Here is a 16,271-nt window from a genome sequence, read left to right as displayed (position 1 = left end):
CCGCCGCAACCTCTGGGAGCACCTTCGATGTTCAGTTACAACAGGCCCATTATCGCCGTCGCGCTTGCCCTCGCGCTGTTGCCGAGCACGCCGGCGCTGCCGCAAGACATGATGAATCAGGTCGATCTTTCGAGCCCTAAGTTCACAACCGCGGAAGTGACGCGCGCGGATGTCGAAGCGGCGCTGCAAGGCGCTAAAGGCCATCCCGCCGACTTTTCGGACAAGAGCCTCAATGGCCTCGACCTTTCAAACCTTGATCTTTCCGGCGTCGATTTCCGCGCCGCGCGGTTGAACAAGACGAATTTCTCCGGCAGCAAACTGGACGGCGCCACACTCGATCAGGTTTTCGCGTTGCAGGCGGATTTTTCCGGCGCGAGCCTCAAGAACGCTCATCTTTTTGCAAGCCAGATGCGCGGGGCGAATTTCGACGGCGCGGATCTTTCGGGCGCGCGCATCACTGCTGATTTGTCCGGCGCGAGCATGCGCAAAACGAAATTCAAGGGAGCCGACCTGTCCGCGGATATGAAAAACCAGTCGATGGGCCTCATTCGCGCGATCTTGAAATCAGCTGACTTGACCGGCGCCGATTTCGAGGAAGCCAACCTCGCGCGCGACGATCTGCAGTTCGCGAAGTTCACGGACTCCAATTTGAGCCGCGCCTCACTCAGTCGCGCCGACGCCAGCGGCGCGGATTTCCGCGGCGCCATTCTCGATCACACCAATTTCAGCGACACCGACATCAGTTCAGCGCGGATTGATAAAGCGCAAGAAAAAGCTTTCGCCGACGCCAAGAATTTTGCGCGCGCTTTGAAAGAGTAATGGCTTTGCGGCTCCCAGGGCTGACTGCCTGCTGCGCGAGCTCCGGGCATCTTGTTGGAGCAAGGCCTGGTCCGCAAAGACGCAGCACCGGACGTCTGCCTCGTGCGACAATCCCTGCGCTTCAGCGGGCGCTATTTGCGTGCGACAAAGTCGATCAGGGCGGACATGCCCTTATGGCCGGTTCCCTCGCTGATCTCCGCGTCATATTCCGCGATCTTGAGGATCGTCATGTCGCCGAACGCTTCGCGCAGCATCGCGGCCGTATAGAGATTCTCTCGTTGTGGGGGACCGCCCGTCTTGTAGCCGAGCTGTTCCGGCCGATAGCCTTGTAGCAGCAGCAGGCCGCCGGGCTTCAGAACGTCTTTGATGCGCTGGAAGATGATTTCGCGGAATGGCGGCGCCGCAAACTGGATGAAGATCGCGGCCACGATGTCAAACCGCGGCGCGCCCCAATTCCAGGCTGCGAGATCGCAACATTCGGTCTGTAACGTCACCCCGGCTTCGGCTGCGAGTTTACGGGCCTTCGCCAGGGCTGCTTCTGAAAAGTCGATCGACAAAACATCAAGCCCCTGGCGCGCAAGCCAGACGCCATTGCGCCCCTCCCCGTCCGCGACCGCGAGAGCTCGCTGGCCCGGCTTCAGCAGGTCACGTTGTGAAACGAGAAACGCGTTCGGCGCAGTCCCAAACACGTAATCCTCGGACGCGTATCGTGCATTCCAACGCTCAATCTCTTGATTGTCACTCATGCAATAGCCCTTCGAATGCGATCAAGCTCCCATTGCCCGCCCTGAGAACAGGGCGAAGAATTCTTAAGGTCCGCCAGCGAGGCCCTGGCTCCAGGCGGCGGCTCCCGCCTTCCACGATCTGTCTGATCACGGGTGGCCGATGGTTTCGTCGATCCGGTCAAACAGGCGGCGGAAGGCGCCGTCGCGCTCGGACAGCTCGTCGAAGCGGCCGCGCTCCACGATACGGCCGGCTTCGATGACGATGATCTCGTCCATGCGCTCGATGGCGGAGAATCGATGGGTGAGGAGAATGAGCGTGCGGCCAACATTTCGGGCAAGGAGCGCGTCGAAGAGGTCGTTCTCGGTTTCTGCGTCGAGACCTTCGCTCGGCTCGTCCAGCACGAGGATCGGGCTCGCGGCGAGAAGAGCGCGGGCGATGGCGAGACGGCGCGCTTCGCCGCCGGAAAGGCGCGCGCCGGCGATGCCAACCGGGGTGTCAAACCCCTGCGGCAGCGCTTCGATCGACGAAAGCAGGCAGGCCGCGGCGGCGGCCTCGCGCAGCTCCGCGTCGCTGGCATCGGGGCGGGCGAGACGCAGATTGTCTGCGATCGTCGCCGTGAAGAGATGAGCGTTCTGTGGGACGACGGCGATCCGTTCGCGCACGGCCTCGCCCGAGAGCTGGTCGATTGGCGCGCCGCCCAGACGGATCTGTCCTGAGGTCGGGTTGCGGAAGCGGACGAGGAGATCGACGAGGCTTGATTTGCCGGCGCCGCTCGATCCGACGATCGCGACGCGCGCGCCTTCCGGAATGCAAAGATCAATATCGGCAAGGGCGGGCCTGGAGGCCCCCGGATAGGTCAGGCCGACGCGCGTGAATTCCAGATCGAACCGGGCCGGCGGATTCTGCGGCTTCGCCGGATCGACGACGATGGGCTGGCGATCGACCAGAGCGAAGATCCGGCGAGCGGATGCAAGCGTGCCGGCAAGACCCGTGAAGGCGGCGGGAACACCGTTGAAGGCCTCGAAGGCGGCGAGCGCCAGAAGCGTCGCCATGGTGAGGTCCGGTCCGCTCATGCGGCCGCTCGAAACAAGCGGAACGCCAATCAAGAGGGTGGCTCCAGCGGCAAGATCGCCTGCGAGCGCGACGCCGCTCTGTCCGAAGCCGGTCGATCGGGCGAGCCGCGCCTCCTCTGCGATGAGATCGCCGTAGCGTCGATCGAGAGCGTCGAACCGTCGGCGGTCCGCGCCGGTCAGCTGCAACAGCGCGAGCCCGTCGAGATCGTCGACGATGGATGTGCGGATCTCAGCCGAAATCTCGGCGGTTCGGCGACCGGCGCCGCGTCCGGCGAAGGCGGCGGCGAAGGGAAGGATGAGCCCGGCGACGAGCAAGGCGGCGCCGACGGCGGCGGCCAGACGCCCGTCGTGGCGAGCCAGCGTCAGGATGACCACAATCGAGGAGAGCGCCGCCACGGCGAGCGGCGCGAGAAGCCGCAAAAACACCAGTTCGAGCCGATCGACGTCTCCCTTCAGCCGGGCCATAAGATCGCCCGAGCGGAAGTCGGAGAGCGCGCCAGGCGCCAGCGGTTCAAGATGGGCGAAGAGCCAGCCGCGGGACGTCGCCAGCAGGCGGAAGGTCGCCTCATGACTAATGAGCCGATCGAGATAACGCCCGCCGGTTCGCAGGATCGCAAAGGCCCGGATGACCGCAGCAGGCGTGAAGTAATTGAAGCTCTGCGCGACGACGCCTGCGAGCGCCATCGCCGTGATGAACCAGCCGGAGGCCGCCATCAGTCCGATATTGGCGAGCGTCGCCGCCAGGGACGCCGCGATCGACAAGGCAATCCAGCCCGCGTAGGGGCGATAGAGGCGAAGAAGGCGGATCAGATCGTTCACGCCGCGCACCTGCCGTCGCGAGAGGCCGAGGATCTCATTGCGCCCCGCGCTCTTTGGGTCATGCGCGCGTAAAGGCCTCCCGCCGCCGCGAGTTCGTCGTGGCGGCCGTCCTCGACGATTCGGCCATCGGCGAGCACCAGGATGCGGTCGGCGCGGCGCACGGTCGCAAGCCGGTGAGCGATCGAGATCATCGTGCGCCCCCTGGCCAGATCGGCGATGGCCTCGTTGACGAGACGTTCGGTCGGCGGATCGAGATGGGCCGTCGGTTCATCGAAGAGGACGAGCGGCGCCGGCCGGAAGAAGGCGCGGGCGAGCGCGATGCGCTGCGCTTCGCCGCCGGAAAGTCCCTCGCCGCGTTCGCCGAGCCGGGTCTCGCGCCCGTCCGGCAGCCGGGCGATGAAATCATCGGCGCGCGCGGCGGTGAGCGCGGCGGCGATTGCGGCGTCGAGCTCGCCGTTGGCGGCGGCGCGTCCCATCGTTATGTTGTCGTCGAGCGTGCCGTCGAAGAGGTGCGGCCGCTGCGGCACGTAGGCGATGAGATTTCGCCAGGCCGCGAGGTCGAGTTCGCCGATCGGCGCGCCTTCGACGAGAACGCGGCCGGAACTCGCCTCGACGAAACCGAGAAGGAGCGCCAAAAGAGTGCTCTTGCCCGCCCCGCTCGGGCCGACGATGGCGATGTGTTCGCCGCTGGCGATGTCGAGGTTGACGCCTTTCAGAGCATGATGGCCGTCAGCATAAGCGACATGCACGTCCTCAAAACGCAGGGCGACGGCTGGCCGCGGCGCCAGCTGGCGATTGCCGGGCGCTGCGGCCGGCCTTGGCCGGTCGAGCAAATCGACAAGCCGCTCGGCCGCGGCGATCGCCTCCATGCGAGCGTGACGCTGGGCGCCCATCGTGCGCAGCGGCGCATAGAATTCTGGCGCCAGCAGAAGGATGAAGAAGCCCGCGCGGAAATCCATCTCGCCCCACATCAGGCGAAATCCGATCAACACAGCGACGAGCGCGATCGACACCGTCGCGAAGAATTCAAGCACCAGGGCCGACAGGAAGGCGAGGCGCAGCACAGACATTGTATCGCGCCGATAGCCGTCAGCCATGCGCGCGACTATGCCGATCTCGCGCTTCGAGGCCCTGAGCAGTTTCAGATCGGCGAGCCCCTGGACCGCATCAAGGAGATGTCCGCCAAGTCGGGCGAGATTTCTCCATTGGCGTTGATTGGCCTGCTCCGCGCCCTTGCCGACAAGCGCAATGAAGACGACGATGAGCGGCGCCGTGGAGATGAGGATAACGCCCGAAAGCCAGTCGAGGGGCGCGACGATGAGCAGGATCGCCAGCGGCAAGATTGCTGTTGTCGCCATGGCGGGAACCCAGCGCCGCCAATATGGTTCAATGGCCGTCACCGCATCGGTCAGCGTCGTCACAAGGTCTCCGGTCGGCGTCCCTGCAAGCCGCACCGGCCCCAATGTTCCGATCTCTGCGAGCAGGCGGCCGAAGAGATGGCGGCGCACCCGGGCGGCGGCGTGGAAGCCTGCCTGATCGGCGACGAAGGCGACGGCGGCGCGGACGAAATAGAGAATGAAGAGGAACGCGATGCGCCCGGATACGGCGGCAAGGTCAGCCGAGTGAAAGACCACCGCGTCGATGACGCCGGAAATAATCCACGCGACCACGACGGCGAGGAGGCCGTGCGCGACGCCTGACGCGAGGCAGAGCGGCAGCGCGCCCGCGGCTATAGCGCGGGTCGATTTCAGAAGCCCGGCTGCGTCCGTCATGTCTTACCCGCTCCCGTCAATCGCGGCGGCGCAGGGCCAGGAAATGCGCCAATCATTCATTCCACGGGAGCCCGCTCCGGCTCCGCGGCGGCGCCGTTTCCATCAAGATTATCCTGGAATTCATACCACATCACGTTGATAACCCCGATTGCGATCGCGGCGGTAACGCCGAGGATCCAGGTGAAATACCACATTCTGCGTCTCCTCTTTCAGTAGGCGGAGTGGGAGCGGCTTTCGATCTCGGCGGCCGTCACTTTGCCCCACATGCGGGCGTAGCACCACACGGTGTAGGCGAGAACCATAGGCAGGAGGATCACGACGGCCCAGAACATCACGGTCAGGGTCAAATGACTCGAGGCTGCGTCCCAGATCGTAAGGCTCGACTTCAGATCTATGCTCGACGGCATCACAAAAGGGAACATCGACAGACCTGCCGAACCGATGACGCCAACCATGCCAAGCGCGCTGGTGACGAAGGCGAGACCGGGGCGGCCGGCCTTCGCGAGGAGCGCCGTAGCAAGCGGTCCGCAAAGACCAAGAGCCGGCGCGATCAGAGCGATAGGCATGCGGCGATAAATGTCGAACCAGGCATGGGCGTCGCGCACCACCTGCTTTGCGAGCGGGTTCGGAAAGGCGCCGTGCGGCGGCGCCGAGGCGATGCGATATCCCTCGACGCCGAACCACAGCCAGACGCCGGCCGCGGCGAAGGCGATGGTGACGAGAGGGGCAAGGCCCATGGCGATCCCCCGCGCCCGCGCGGCCACCGGATCGGCGGTGCGCAGTTGCAGCCACACGGCGCCATGCACCACGAGCATGGTCAGGCTGATGACCCCAGCGAGCAAGGCGAAAGGGTTGAGGAGCGGCAGCAAGGCAGTCAGGAGCGAACCCTGATAATGCGAGCGCAACAGGTCGTCGAGGTAGAACGGCACGCCCTGCAGAAGATTGCCGAAGGCGACGCCGAAGATCAGCGCGGGAATGGCGCCGCCGGCGAAGAGCCCCCAGTCCCAGATGTTTCTCCAGGTAGGATTCTCGATTTTGGACCGGTAGTCAAAGCCGACAGGCCTGAAGAACAGGGCGAACAGCACCAGGAGCATCGCCATGTAGAAGCCGGAAAAGGCAGCGGCGTAGACCGCCGGCCAGGCGGCGAAAAGGGCGCCGCCCGCAGTGATGAACCAGACTTGATTGCCGTCCCAATGCGGGCCGATGGTGTTGATGGCGATGCGCCGTTCGGTGTCGGTCCTGGCGACGAAGGGCAACAGGCTGCCGACCCCCATATCCATGCCGTCCGTGATGGCGAAGCCCATCAGCAGCGCGCCGACAAGCATCCACCAGATGAATCTCAGCGTTTCATAGTCGAACATGATCCTGCCCTCACATCGTTCATTCGGCCGGAAGAGCGCTGGGGCGATGCTTGCGCTCAAAGTGATAGCGCCCTAGCCCGAGCGAACTCGGTCCGAGCCTCACGAACTTCACCATCAAGAAGACCTCGATCGCCAACAGCACCGTGTAGAAGCCGATGAAACCGGCCAGCGAGAAGATCAGATCGCCGGAGGTGAGGCTCGATGTGCCGAGGAAGGTCGGCAACACCTCACCGATGGCCCAGGGCTGGCGGCCGAATTCGGCGACGAACCAGCCGGATTCATTGGCTATCCAGGGCGCCGGAATAGCGATGACCGCAAGCCAGAGACACCAGCGGTTCTGCTCGAGGCGCTTGCGGGCGTTGAGCCAGAATCCGGCGGCGAAGATGAAGAGCATGCTGAAGCCGAGGCCAACCATGACTCTGAAAGCCCAGAACAGCGGCCAGACGGTCGGAATGGTGCTCTCGGCGGCGGCGCGGACGTCCGCCTCAGTCGCATTCGCAGGATCATCCGTGAATTGCTTTAGCAGCAGGCCGTAGCCGACATCCTTTGCATGCGCATCGAAGGTCGCGCGGGTCTGCGGACTGGCGTCGCCGGCGCGAATCTTCTGCAATGCGCCATAGGCGATCTGTCCCGACCGGATGCGCGCCTCGTGCTGGACTTTCAGATCGAGAAGCCCTGTCACCTGGGTGTCGGTGGAGTGCGTCGCGATAAGGCCCAGCGCCCACGGGATCTGAACTTTGAACTTCGTTTCCTTGGCGTCCTGGCTGGGAAAGCCGAAGAGCGTGAAGGCGGCGGGCGCGGGCTCGGTATGCCATTCGGCCTCGATCGCTGCGAGCTTCACCTTCTGGACGTCACCGAGTTCATAGCCGCTCGCGTCGCCAAGAACGAGGACCGACAGCGAGGAAGCGAGGCCAAAGCCGACAGCGACGGCGAAGGAGCGCCGCGCGAAAGGCAGATCCCGGCCCTTGAGGATGTACCATGAGGAGATGCCGAGGACGAACATCGAGCCCGTGACATAGCCGGCGGCGACGGCGTGGACGAACTTCACCTGGGCGACCGGGTTGAAGAACACCTCCGAGAAGCTTTGCATCTCCATGCGCATCGTTTCGGGCCGGAACACCGAGCCTACCGGGTTCTGCATCCAGCCGTTGGCGACGAGAATCCACAACGCTGAGAGGTTGGAGCCGAACGCCATGAAAAAGGTCACCGCCAGATGCTGGAGCCTCGATAGCTTGTCCCACCCGAGGAAGAACAGGCCGATGAAGGTCGACTCGAGGAAGAAGGCCATCAGGCCTTCAATCGCCAGCGGCGCTCCGAACACGTCGCCGACATAGTGTGAATAGTAGGACCAGTTGGTGCCGAACTGGAACTCCATCGTAAGGCCCGTCGCGACGCCAAGGGCGAAGTTGATGCCAAACAACTTGCCCCAGAACTGGGTCATGTCCCTGTAGATCACTTTGCCGGTCATCACATAGACCGTCTCCATGATGACCAGAAGCCACGAGAGCCCGAGGGTCAAAGGCACGAAGAGAAAGTGATAAAGCGCCGTCGCGGCGAACTGCCATCGCGACAACTCCACGAACGTCTGATCGATCATGATGGCTGACATCCTCTCGATGGGCCGAAGCCCCGGGCTAAAGATCCGGGGCGCCTTGAGGCGCCCTGAACCTCAAACATATTTTTCTAATATACGAGCAAACATCTATTTTCTATCGAAGATACGAGTCATTGATGCGGACGGGCCAATGGCGCCGGCGTGGAACGCTCGAACGGCCTGGCTCTGACATCGGCAGTACACACAAGCATTTGTTTCAATTGATAAAGTGACCGCGACATAAGCCCACCGGGATCGCGGGCGTATAGCGGGATCACGCCCAAGGCGGCGATTCGCCGCACCAAACCAATCATACCATACGCACAACGGGCGGGCGCGCTACATCCTTGTCGGGACACGCCCCTTTGGTCCGCTCGTTTTTGTTCAGGGGAACATGACCGCAAAGGCATCCTTCGTACACAAATGAAAGGCGCGCTTGCGCGAGCAAAAGCAGCCAGTCGCGCGGCGTCGGAGCGGCCCGCGCGTTGAACGCGCGTGGCGGCGGACATGGGAATTCTAGAGGCGTAGGAATTGTAGGAAGGAAAAAGGAATATGCGTCGTCGCCGCGAAACAATTCCCGCCGGCGCGCGACGACGCCGCTGCGTCAGCCTCGCGCGGCGCAGCGCTGGAACGCCGGCAGGTGGCGGTCGCGCGATGCTTGCATCAGGCGACTGAAAACGCTTTCGATCGCCTGGTAGCCGGCGACGCGCGGAAGAAGCTTATCCTCATAGAGGCTGACATTGTCGATTTCCGCCTGCGCCGCGATTTCGCAGGCGCAGGCGAGCGCGGCCGGAACCGACCGCCGGATCTCCTCACTGCCCGCATGCCGGTCGGACGGGACCGGAACGGCGTAGGCCGCGAGGACGCGCTCCAGCGCAGCCGCGTGACGGCTCTCCGCCTCGACGATATGGCTGAACGGCTTCGCGCCGGGAAAGCGCTCGAGAATCGCCCGGTAGAAGGCGCGCGCGTGATACTCATCCTCCAGCGCCTCAATGACCGCGCTTAGGGCCGCCGGCGACAAGGGGCTCGCAATATCGTGGGGAGCAGTGACGCCGGCGCAGCCTTGCGCGCGACGACCGCCGCGGCCATTGCCGCCGCAACTGGATTCGATGTGATGTTGCATGTTGGATTCTCCCATGCAGAATGGAAAAGCCAGTCCACAGGCCGGGCGAAGGCTTCATCGTGAGCCGGGCATATGTGGCGTTGTGAGGCCAGCCGCGACCGCGACCATTGGCGACCGGCGAACTCTCTTGTAATCACACAAAGTTATATCGTCAATATATCTTTGGCGATCCGCCCGGTGCAAATGAACTCTGCGACGAATAGGCGCTGCGCGATCTCATGACGTGCGGCGGCGACAGATCTGTCCTTATGCTGCAAATCGCGCGGATCCTCGGGCTGGACGAATCGCCCGGACGGTGCCGACCGCGCGCCGGCTACAAGGTCGCCTATGCGAGCATTCGGGCGGAGCCGGCGTCGCTCATCTTGGCTGAGCGGGCGTTGGGCGAGCTGTTGGCCCGACGACGCCCGGGACCCGCCCCGAGGCGGGTGGGAGCTGCAAGTCAAGCACCGTGAGGAGGTCGTTGCCGTTGGTCGTGATATCGGCCAATGTGATATCGTCGAGAATGGCGAGGAAGGCCTCCAGCGCCCGCCGCAAAGCCATGCTCAGCTTGCACTTCTCGATAAGCGGACAAGTGTTGGTGTCCGCGTCGAAGCACTCGACGAGTTCGAATCCCTCTTCCGTGCGCCGGATCACTTCACCGAGCCGGATGGCGTTGGCCGGCCGCGCCAGGCGAAAGCCGCCCTTGTTGCCACGCACGGTCTCCAAATACCCCCAGGTTCCAAGCTGGTGCGCGCACTTGACCAGATGCGCCTTCGAGACGCCAAATCCGATGGCGACGTCCTGGATCGTCGTCAGATCGGGCGACCGGGCCGCGGCGACCATGAGCACGCGCAAGCAGTAGTTGGAGTAGCTCGTCAGTTTCATAGATGTCGCCGCTTAAACAGTTGATGCGTTTTGCTCGGAATGGATCGTGCTCGCCGCTCACGCCGAAGGGCCGGACCGGGACGTCTTCGCGTTTTGTTCCGTCAAGGTCGCGGCGATCCTTCACCGTTCGTTAGGCCGGCTCGAATTGGTAGCAGGATGATTGGTTGGGTGTCACGGCGCATTTTTGCGCAAGACAACCGATGCAGTCATGTCCGTGGTTGCGTGTCTGAGCTTTGGATCAGCTTCGCCAGAAACGCAGGGTGACGGAAACGCGCCCAAGGCGCCTCAACGCGGCGTACTTCAAGATAAGGCCGTCGGACCGCCGCGGCAAGACGGGGGGCATCCATGGCGCGGTCGACCTCAAGGGGCAGACATTGTGATGGCCTGTTCCGCGCAATGCGGGATTTCGCAGCCCCAAGGGCTTTCCGCAGGGTCCACGAGCGCGGAGCACGCGCAAATTTCCGCATTGAACAGGCGGCGCGGATCAAGGCGCCGGAACACGCTCGCCGGCGCCGAGGCTCATTCCTTGCGGACGAGCTTTCGTTACTTCTTCACGACTTCTCCGCCACGCGCATGCCAACCAAGAGTGCCGCCGGGGTAATGGCAGACATCCTGACGACCGCTCGCGAGAGCTTGCCGCAAAGCGGTCGACGAACGCCCCCCGGATTTGCACACGAGCACGACGGGCTTTCCGGACGGCAGATGCTTGGCGTCAAAGCGCGACAAAGGATGGTTGACGGCGCCAGGGATGTGGCCCGCGGAATACTCATGGGGCTCGCGAACGTCGACGAGGACGCAGGCGCCGCCTTTTAGCGCCTCCTTGAGGGCCTCGTGCTCTATGGTTGTCGCATCGGGGCCTGTCGGGCGCTTGGCAAATAAACCTGAGAACATCAAAATACTCCTTTGAGCGGGGTCAGGCAGACTATGATTTCGCGTCCGCCGCCTTTGTCCGGCGCAGGTCACGACAGCGAGGCGACGCACATGGTCGAGGTCTCATCCTTGGCGCCCCGGCGCGCAGAACAAGTCGTAAAGCAGCGCGATGACCTCGTTGGCCTCCTTGCTCGCCAGCGAGTAATAGATCATCTGGGACTCGCGCCGCGTCGTGACGAGCTCGTCCTCGCGCAGCCGGGCAAGGTGCTGCGACAAAGCGGACTGGCTGAGGCCGATCGCCCCATGCAGCACGCCAACCGACTGCTCGCGTTTGTGCAGCTCGCAAAGAATCATAAGACGATGGCGATTGGCGAGAGCCTTGAGGAAGATCTCGGCGTTGCCGGCCCGCGATGCAAGTTCATCTAAATTCATTGTTGCTAAATTAGATTTATCTGTTTTATGTGTCAAGCGTTCTCTTTCGCGAGTTCCTCTCATGCGTTTTGCCTTTGTCCTGCTCTCCGCCGCCGTTCTCGCCTCTCAGGCGTCAGCGGATGAGTTTACAGTTCATTCACGCGAAGTCGACGATCGCAAGGCGGTGATCGCGACTGTCGAGCCTGTCCACTTGTTGGCCGCGCGCGCGCGCATCGGCGGCACGATCGTCCGCCTCACAGTGAAGGAAGGGGACCGGATCGCGGACGGAGCCGAGGTGGCGACGGTCGTCGATGAGAAGCTCGCGCTGCAGATGCAGGCGCTCGATTCGCGCATCAAATCGCAGCAGGCGCAGCGCGATCAGGCGCAGATCGATTTCGACAGGGCGCTGGAGCTGAAGCGTCGCGGCGTCGGCACGCAGATGCAGCTCGATCAGGCGCGCACCGCGCTCGATGTCGCCGAGCGCACCGGCGCCGCCATGCATTCGGATCGCGACGTCATTATGCAGCAGACCGCCGAAGGCGTCGTCCACGCGCCTGGCGCCGGACGCGTATTGACCGTTCCCGTGTCGGAAGGGCGCGTCGTTCTGCCGGGTGAGACGATCGCGACGCTCGCCGAAGACAATTACATCCTGCGGCTTTCCTTGCCGGAAAGGCACGCCCGCTTCATGCGCGCCGGCGACAAGGTGCTGATTGGCGCGCGCGGCGATCAAAACGAATCCAAAGAGACGATGCGGCATGGAAAAGTGCGCCTCGTCTATCCTGAGATCCAGGGCGGGCGAGTCATCGCCGACGTCGATGTCGACGAACTCGGAAACTATTTCGTCGGCGAGCGGACGCGAGTTTATGTAACGACCGGCAAGCGCGACACGTTCATCGTGCCCGCCGGTTATGTCTACCGGCGCGCCGGCGTGAACTTCGTCCGCCTCAAGAACAGCGCCGAAATTGTTGTCCAACCCGGCGAGACGACGCCCGAAGGCGTCGAGATTCTCTCTGGCCTGGTCGATGGCGACGTGGTGACGCACCCATGAAATTAGGCATATCCGGCGCGCTTGCGCGCGCTTTCATCACATCGCCGCTGACGCCGCTCCTGCTTCTCGCCGCGCTCATGGTCGGCGGCCTGGCGCTCCTCTCGTTGCCGCGGGAGGAAGATCCGCAGATCAGCGTTCCGATGGTCGACATTCTCATCGAGGCGAACGGCTATAAGGCCGACGAGGCGGTCGAACTCATCACCCGGCCGCTGGAGGACATCATCAAGGGCGTCAACGGCGTCGAGCACGTCTATTCGCAGACCGAGGACGACAGGGTCGTCGTCACCGCGCGTTTCTTCGTCGGCACGGACGAGGATACGGCGGCGCTTCGCATCCATGAAAAAATCCGCGCCAACATCGGAGAGTTGCCAAAAGGCATTCCAGAGCCGCTGATTATCGGGCGCGGCATCGACGACGTGGCCACCGTCGTCCTCTCGCTCGCCGCCAAGCCGGAGCATGCAGATCGCTGGACCGACAATGGTCTCTATCAGATCGCCGATGAATTGCGGCACGAACTGGCGAAGGTCGAGAATGTCCGCTTCAGCTATATTGTCGGCGGCAGCCCTAATCAGATCCGGGTGGAGCCGGACCCGGAGCGGCTTTCCCTTTACGGAATAACCCTCGCGCAGCTCACGCAAAAGCTGACCAACGCCAACCGCGCCTTCCTCGCCGGCAATTTGCGGGAGAAGGACCGCGCTCTCCCCGCTGTCGCCGGACAGACGCTGCAAGGCGTCCCCGACATCGGCCTCCTGCTGCTCACCTCGCGCGCTGGCCGTCCTGTCTACGTCAAGGACGTCGCCGATGTCCGCGTCGGCGCGGCCGAACTCGACCGCAGCGCATGGACCATGACGCGCGCCGCAAACGGCGAGCTCGACAAAAGGCCGACGGTCAGCATCGCCATTTCGAAGCGCAAAGGCGCTAACGCGGTCGTCGTCGCGCGCGAGATTCTCGCCCGCATGGACATCGTAAAGGGGCGGATCGTCCCGGAGGACATCGACGTTACGGTGAGCCGGAACTATGGCGAGACGGCGAGCGAGAAGGCGGACGAACTTCTCTTCCATCTCGGGCTCGCCACCGTCTCGATCGTCGCGCTCATTACGCTTACAATCGGCTGGCGCGAGGGCGTCGTCGTTTTCGTCATCATCCCGACGACAATCCTGCTGACGCTCTTTGCCTCATGGCTGATGGGCTACACGATCAACCGCGTCAGCCTCTTCGCGCTCATCTTTTCGATTGGCATTCTCGTCGACGACGCGATCGTGGTGGTCGAGAATATTGTCCGGCACTGGCATATGCGCGGCGAGCGCAGCCTGGTCGACACGGCGATCGAAGCGATTTCGGAAGTCGGCAACCCGACCATCATCGCAACGCTGACGATCGTCGCCGCGCTGCTGCCGATGATGTTCGTCAGCGGCCTGATGGGCCCCTACATGAGTCCCATTCCGGCGAACGCCTCAATGGCGATGCTGTTCTCCTATTTCGTCGCCATGACCATCACGCCGTGGCTGCTTTTGAAGATCGCGCGCAGGCGCTTTGAAACCGTGCGCGGCGGGGACGCCGGACATCACGACGTCGGAGCGATGGGCCGCTTCTACGCGCGCGTCGCGCGGCCATTGCTCACCGGCCGTATCCGCTCGAAGCTCTTTCTTTTGACGATCGGCGTCGCGACGCTCGGTTCGCTCGCGCTTTTCGCCACGAAAGCCGTGCGCGTCAAATTGCTGCCCTTCGATAACAAATCGGAGATTCAGGTCGTCGTCGATCTCGCGCGCGGCGTCTCGCTGGAGACGACGGATCGCACGCTCACAGCCATTGCCGATCGCCTGAAGGACTTGCCCGAGCTGACCTCGATGCAGGCCTATGTCGGAACGGCCGCTCCCTTTAATTTCAACGGTCTCGTGCGTCATTACTATCTGCGCAGAAAGCCGGAGCAGGGCGAGCTCTCCGTCAATCTCGTTCCCAAGGGCGAGCGGACGCGCGCGAGCCACGCGATCGCGCTCGACATTCGCAAGCGTGTCGAAGGCGTGCCGCTGCCGCCGCACTCTTCGATCAAGGTGGTCGAGGTTCCCCCCGGGCCGCCGGTGTTGTCGACCCTTCTCGCCGAAGTCTATGGGCCGGACGCGCCCGCACGGCGCGAGCTCGCCGCGAAGATCCGCAAGGCGTTCGAGACGGTCGATTTCGTCGTCGACGTTGACGACAGCTTTGGCGTTCGTAACGAACGCGTACGCTTTTCGATCGATCAGGAAGCGCTCGAATATCATGGCGTCGAGGAGCAGGCCGTGTATGACACGCTCGGCGCGATCCTCGGCGGGGTAAAGATCGGCTATTCGCAGCGCGGCAGCGGACTGAAGCCGATCGACATCACTGTGGCTTTGCCGCGATCCTCTCTGGCGCTGAATGAACGCCTGCTTTCGACGCCTCTGCCCGCTGGCGGGACGCCGCGCCAGGGCGCCAATGTGGAGCTCGGCGACGTGGTGCGCGTGACCCGCGAGCCTGCCTCCTACCCGATCTTCCGGCACAACGGACGTTTCGCAGAAATGGTGACCGCTGACGTCGCGGGCCGCTTCGAGGCGCCAGTCTATGGCATGCTCGCTGTCGAGGACGCGCTGAAGCAAATCGACTGGGGCGCCGCCGGGCCGCCGACGATCAAATATCACGGCCAACCGGTCGACGATACGAAGCCGACGCTGCTTTGGGACGGGGAATGGGAGGTCACTTACGTGACCTTCCGCGACATGGGCGCCGCTTTCATGGTGGCGATCCTCGGCATTTATTTGCTCGTCGTCGCGCAGTTCGGCTCGTTCAAGCTGCCGCTCGTCATCCTTATCCCGGTGCCGCTGACGTTGATCGGCATCGTCCTCGGGCATTGGATGCTGAACGCGGCGTTCACGGCGACCTCCCTCATCGGCTTCATCGCGCTTGCCGGCATCATCGTGCGCAACTCGATTCTGCTGGTTGATTTCATCCGTCACCAGCGCGCCACTGGCGTGACGCTGCGCCGCGCGCTGATCGACGCGGGCGCGATCCGCTTCAAGCCAATTTTCCTTACCGCGGCGGCGGCCATGATCGGCGCTGCGTTCATCTTGAACGACCCGATCTTTCAGGGCCTCGCCATCTCCCTCGTCTTCGGGCTCGCCTCATCGACGGCGCTGACTGTGCTCGTCATCCCGGCGATCTACGTCTGGCTGAGGGAGGATGGAAAAGGCTTCGGCGACGAACCGATGACGCCAGGCGCTCAAACTTCAAAAGAGGCGACACATTGATGAGAGCGAACCCCGCGGACTGCGCGAGAAAGCTTCCGGTCGCCCCGCAGTCTTGAAAGTATTTGCGCGAAAGAGAACGCTTGACACATAAAACAGATAAACCTAATTTAGTAAAAATGAATTTAGATGAATTCGCATCGCGGGCCGGCAACGCCGAGACCTTTCTCAAGGCCCTCGCCAATCGTCATCGGCTGATGATCCTTTGCGAGCTCCACAAGGGCGAACAGTCTGTCGGTGTGCTGCATGAGGCGATCGGCCTCAGCCAGTCCGCCCTGTCGCAGCATCTTGCCCGGTTGCGCGAGGATGACCTCGTCAGGACCCGCCGCGAGTCCCAGACGATCTATTATTCGCTGGCGAGCGAGGAAGCGCAGCAGGTGATCGCCCTGCTCTACAACTTGTTCTGCTCGCCGGGATGCAAATGATGAGAGGACCAAAACCATGTCGATTGATCGAGCCGTCTTAGCGTTCGCGGGGACGGTCATTCTTTTGAGTCTTGCGCTGTCGCAATGGCATAGCTCCTATTGGCTGCTG

At 63.1% G+C, this 16,271-nt stretch carries 14 protein-coding genes; 4 read left to right on the top strand and 10 right to left on the bottom strand.

The genetic code is table 11. The features are described from left to right. Positions 1–27 precede the first annotated feature (27 nt). Positions 28–819 (top strand): pentapeptide repeat-containing protein, encoded by a 792-nt coding sequence (locus tag MPC4_RS17340; protein ID WP_174513625.1) that lies wholly within the window; start codon positions 28–30, stop codon positions 817–819. A gap of 131 nt (positions 820–950) precedes the next feature. On the opposite strand, the gene MPC4_RS17335 is transcribed toward MPC4_RS17340, so the two are convergent. The 10 genes from MPC4_RS17335 to MPC4_RS17290 all read right to left on the bottom strand — a co-directional run bounded on the left by MPC4_RS17335 (position 951) and on the right by MPC4_RS17290 (position 11,453). Next, on the bottom strand, positions 951–1,565 hold the full coding sequence (locus MPC4_RS17335) for an SAM-dependent methyltransferase (protein WP_174513624.1): 615 nt from the start codon (positions 1,563–1,565) through the stop codon (positions 951–953). A gap of 126 nt (positions 1,566–1,691) precedes the next feature. Next, the gene (gene cydC / locus MPC4_RS17330) at positions 1,692–3,437 is read right to left on the bottom strand and encodes a thiol reductant ABC exporter subunit CydC (protein ID WP_174513623.1); all 1,746 of its coding nucleotides are present in this window, start codon (positions 3,435–3,437) and stop codon (positions 1,692–1,694) included. After that, positions 3,434–5,209 carry a thiol reductant ABC exporter subunit CydD gene (cydD, locus tag MPC4_RS17325; protein ID WP_174513622.1) on the bottom strand — a complete coding sequence of 592 codons (1,776 nt, stop codon included), beginning with the start codon at positions 5,207–5,209 and terminating at the stop codon, positions 3,434–3,436. Before cydD ends, cydC begins: the two co-directional genes overlap by 4 nt. Positions 5,210–5,265: 56 nt before the next feature. Next, positions 5,266–5,403: a cytochrome bd-I oxidase subunit CydX gene (gene cydX / locus MPC4_RS17320; RefSeq protein ID WP_134493171.1), complete on the bottom strand. Its 138-nt coding sequence runs from the start codon at positions 5,401–5,403 to the stop codon at positions 5,266–5,268. A gap of 15 nt (positions 5,404–5,418) precedes the next feature. Continuing rightward, a complete protein-coding gene (gene cydB, locus MPC4_RS17315) occupies positions 5,419–6,570 on the bottom strand; it encodes a cytochrome d ubiquinol oxidase subunit II (RefSeq protein WP_174513621.1) in 1,152 nt (383 codons plus the stop codon). 19 nt (positions 6,571–6,589) lie between these two features. Continuing rightward, positions 6,590–8,167, bottom strand: a complete 1,578-nt coding sequence (locus tag MPC4_RS17310) for a cytochrome ubiquinol oxidase subunit I (protein ID WP_174513620.1) — start codon at positions 8,165–8,167, stop codon at positions 6,590–6,592. 601 nt (positions 8,168–8,768) lie between these two features. Further along, a complete protein-coding gene (locus MPC4_RS17305; protein WP_244629085.1) occupies positions 8,769–9,287 on the bottom strand; it encodes a ferritin-like domain-containing protein in 519 nt (172 codons plus the stop codon). A 357-nt stretch (positions 9,288–9,644) separates the two neighbouring features. After that, complete coding sequence (locus tag MPC4_RS17300; protein WP_174513619.1) at positions 9,645–10,151, bottom strand: Rrf2 family transcriptional regulator; 507 nt, start codon at positions 10,149–10,151, stop codon at positions 9,645–9,647. 543 nt (positions 10,152–10,694) lie between these two features. Next, entirely contained in the window at positions 10,695–11,042 is a 348-nt protein-coding gene (locus MPC4_RS17295) for a rhodanese-like domain-containing protein (protein ID WP_134493167.1), read from the bottom strand. 102 nt (positions 11,043–11,144) lie between these two features. Then, positions 11,145–11,453 (bottom strand): ArsR/SmtB family transcription factor, encoded by a 309-nt coding sequence (locus MPC4_RS17290; RefSeq protein WP_174513618.1) that lies wholly within the window; start codon positions 11,451–11,453, stop codon positions 11,145–11,147. A 61-nt stretch (positions 11,454–11,514) separates the two neighbouring features. On the opposite strand from MPC4_RS17290, the gene MPC4_RS17285 reads away from it, so the two are divergent. The 3 genes from MPC4_RS17285 to MPC4_RS17275 all read left to right on the top strand — a co-directional run bounded on the left by MPC4_RS17285 (position 11,515) and on the right by MPC4_RS17275 (position 16,162). Further along, positions 11,515–12,480, top strand: a complete 966-nt coding sequence (locus MPC4_RS17285) for an efflux RND transporter periplasmic adaptor subunit (protein WP_134493163.1) — start codon at positions 11,515–11,517, stop codon at positions 12,478–12,480. Beyond that, positions 12,477–15,740 (top strand): efflux RND transporter permease subunit, encoded by a 3,264-nt coding sequence (locus MPC4_RS17280; RefSeq protein ID WP_174513617.1) that lies wholly within the window; start codon positions 12,477–12,479, stop codon positions 15,738–15,740. The genes MPC4_RS17285 and MPC4_RS17280 overlap by 4 nt, the downstream gene beginning before the upstream one ends. Before the next feature lie 116 nt (positions 15,741–15,856). Further along, positions 15,857–16,162, top strand: a complete 306-nt coding sequence (locus tag MPC4_RS17275) for an ArsR/SmtB family transcription factor (RefSeq protein ID WP_134493161.1) — start codon at positions 15,857–15,859, stop codon at positions 16,160–16,162. The last annotated feature ends 109 nt before the right edge of the window (positions 16,163–16,271 follow it).

It is taken from the genome of Methylocella tundrae, from assembly GCF_901905185.1.
Taxonomy (GTDB): Bacteria; Pseudomonadota; Alphaproteobacteria; order Rhizobiales; family Beijerinckiaceae; genus Methylocapsa; species Methylocapsa tundrae.
This window is presented reverse-complemented; position numbering and strand designations above follow the sequence as displayed.

What these genes read in the sequence shown, in the direction of transcription:
- MPC4_RS17305 (WP_244629085.1), bottom strand. Translation starts at nt 9,287, where the DNA reads ATGCAACATCACATCGAATCCAGTTGCGGCGGCAATGGCCGCGGCGGT.
- MPC4_RS17285 (WP_134493163.1), top strand. Translation starts at nt 11,515, where the DNA reads ATGCGTTTTGCCTTTGTCCTGCTCTCCGCCGCCGTTCTCGCCTCTCAG.
- cydB (WP_174513621.1), bottom strand. Translation starts at nt 6,570, where the DNA reads ATGTTCGACTATGAAACGCTGAGATTCATCTGGTGGATGCTTGTCGGC.
- MPC4_RS17340 (WP_174513625.1), top strand. Translation starts at nt 28, where the DNA reads ATGTTCAGTTACAACAGGCCCATTATCGCCGTCGCGCTTGCCCTCGCG.
- MPC4_RS17300 (WP_174513619.1), bottom strand. Translation starts at nt 10,151, where the DNA reads ATGAAACTGACGAGCTACTCCAACTACTGCTTGCGCGTGCTCATGGTC.
- cydD (WP_174513622.1), bottom strand. Translation starts at nt 5,209, where the DNA reads ATGACGGACGCAGCCGGGCTTCTGAAATCGACCCGCGCTATAGCCGCG.
- MPC4_RS17275 (WP_134493161.1), top strand. Translation starts at nt 15,857, where the DNA reads ATGAATTTAGATGAATTCGCATCGCGGGCCGGCAACGCCGAGACCTTT.
- cydX (WP_134493171.1), bottom strand. Translation starts at nt 5,403, where the DNA reads ATGTGGTATTTCACCTGGATCCTCGGCGTTACCGCCGCGATCGCAATC.
- MPC4_RS17335 (WP_174513624.1), bottom strand. Translation starts at nt 1,565, where the DNA reads ATGAGTGACAATCAAGAGATTGAGCGTTGGAATGCACGATACGCGTCC.
- MPC4_RS17280 (WP_174513617.1), top strand. Translation starts at nt 12,477, where the DNA reads ATGAAATTAGGCATATCCGGCGCGCTTGCGCGCGCTTTCATCACATCG.
- MPC4_RS17290 (WP_174513618.1), bottom strand. Translation starts at nt 11,453, where the DNA reads ATGAATTTAGATGAACTTGCATCGCGGGCCGGCAACGCCGAGATCTTC.
- MPC4_RS17295 (WP_134493167.1), bottom strand. Translation starts at nt 11,042, where the DNA reads ATGTTCTCAGGTTTATTTGCCAAGCGCCCGACAGGCCCCGATGCGACA.
- MPC4_RS17310 (WP_174513620.1), bottom strand. Translation starts at nt 8,167, where the DNA reads ATGATCGATCAGACGTTCGTGGAGTTGTCGCGATGGCAGTTCGCCGCG.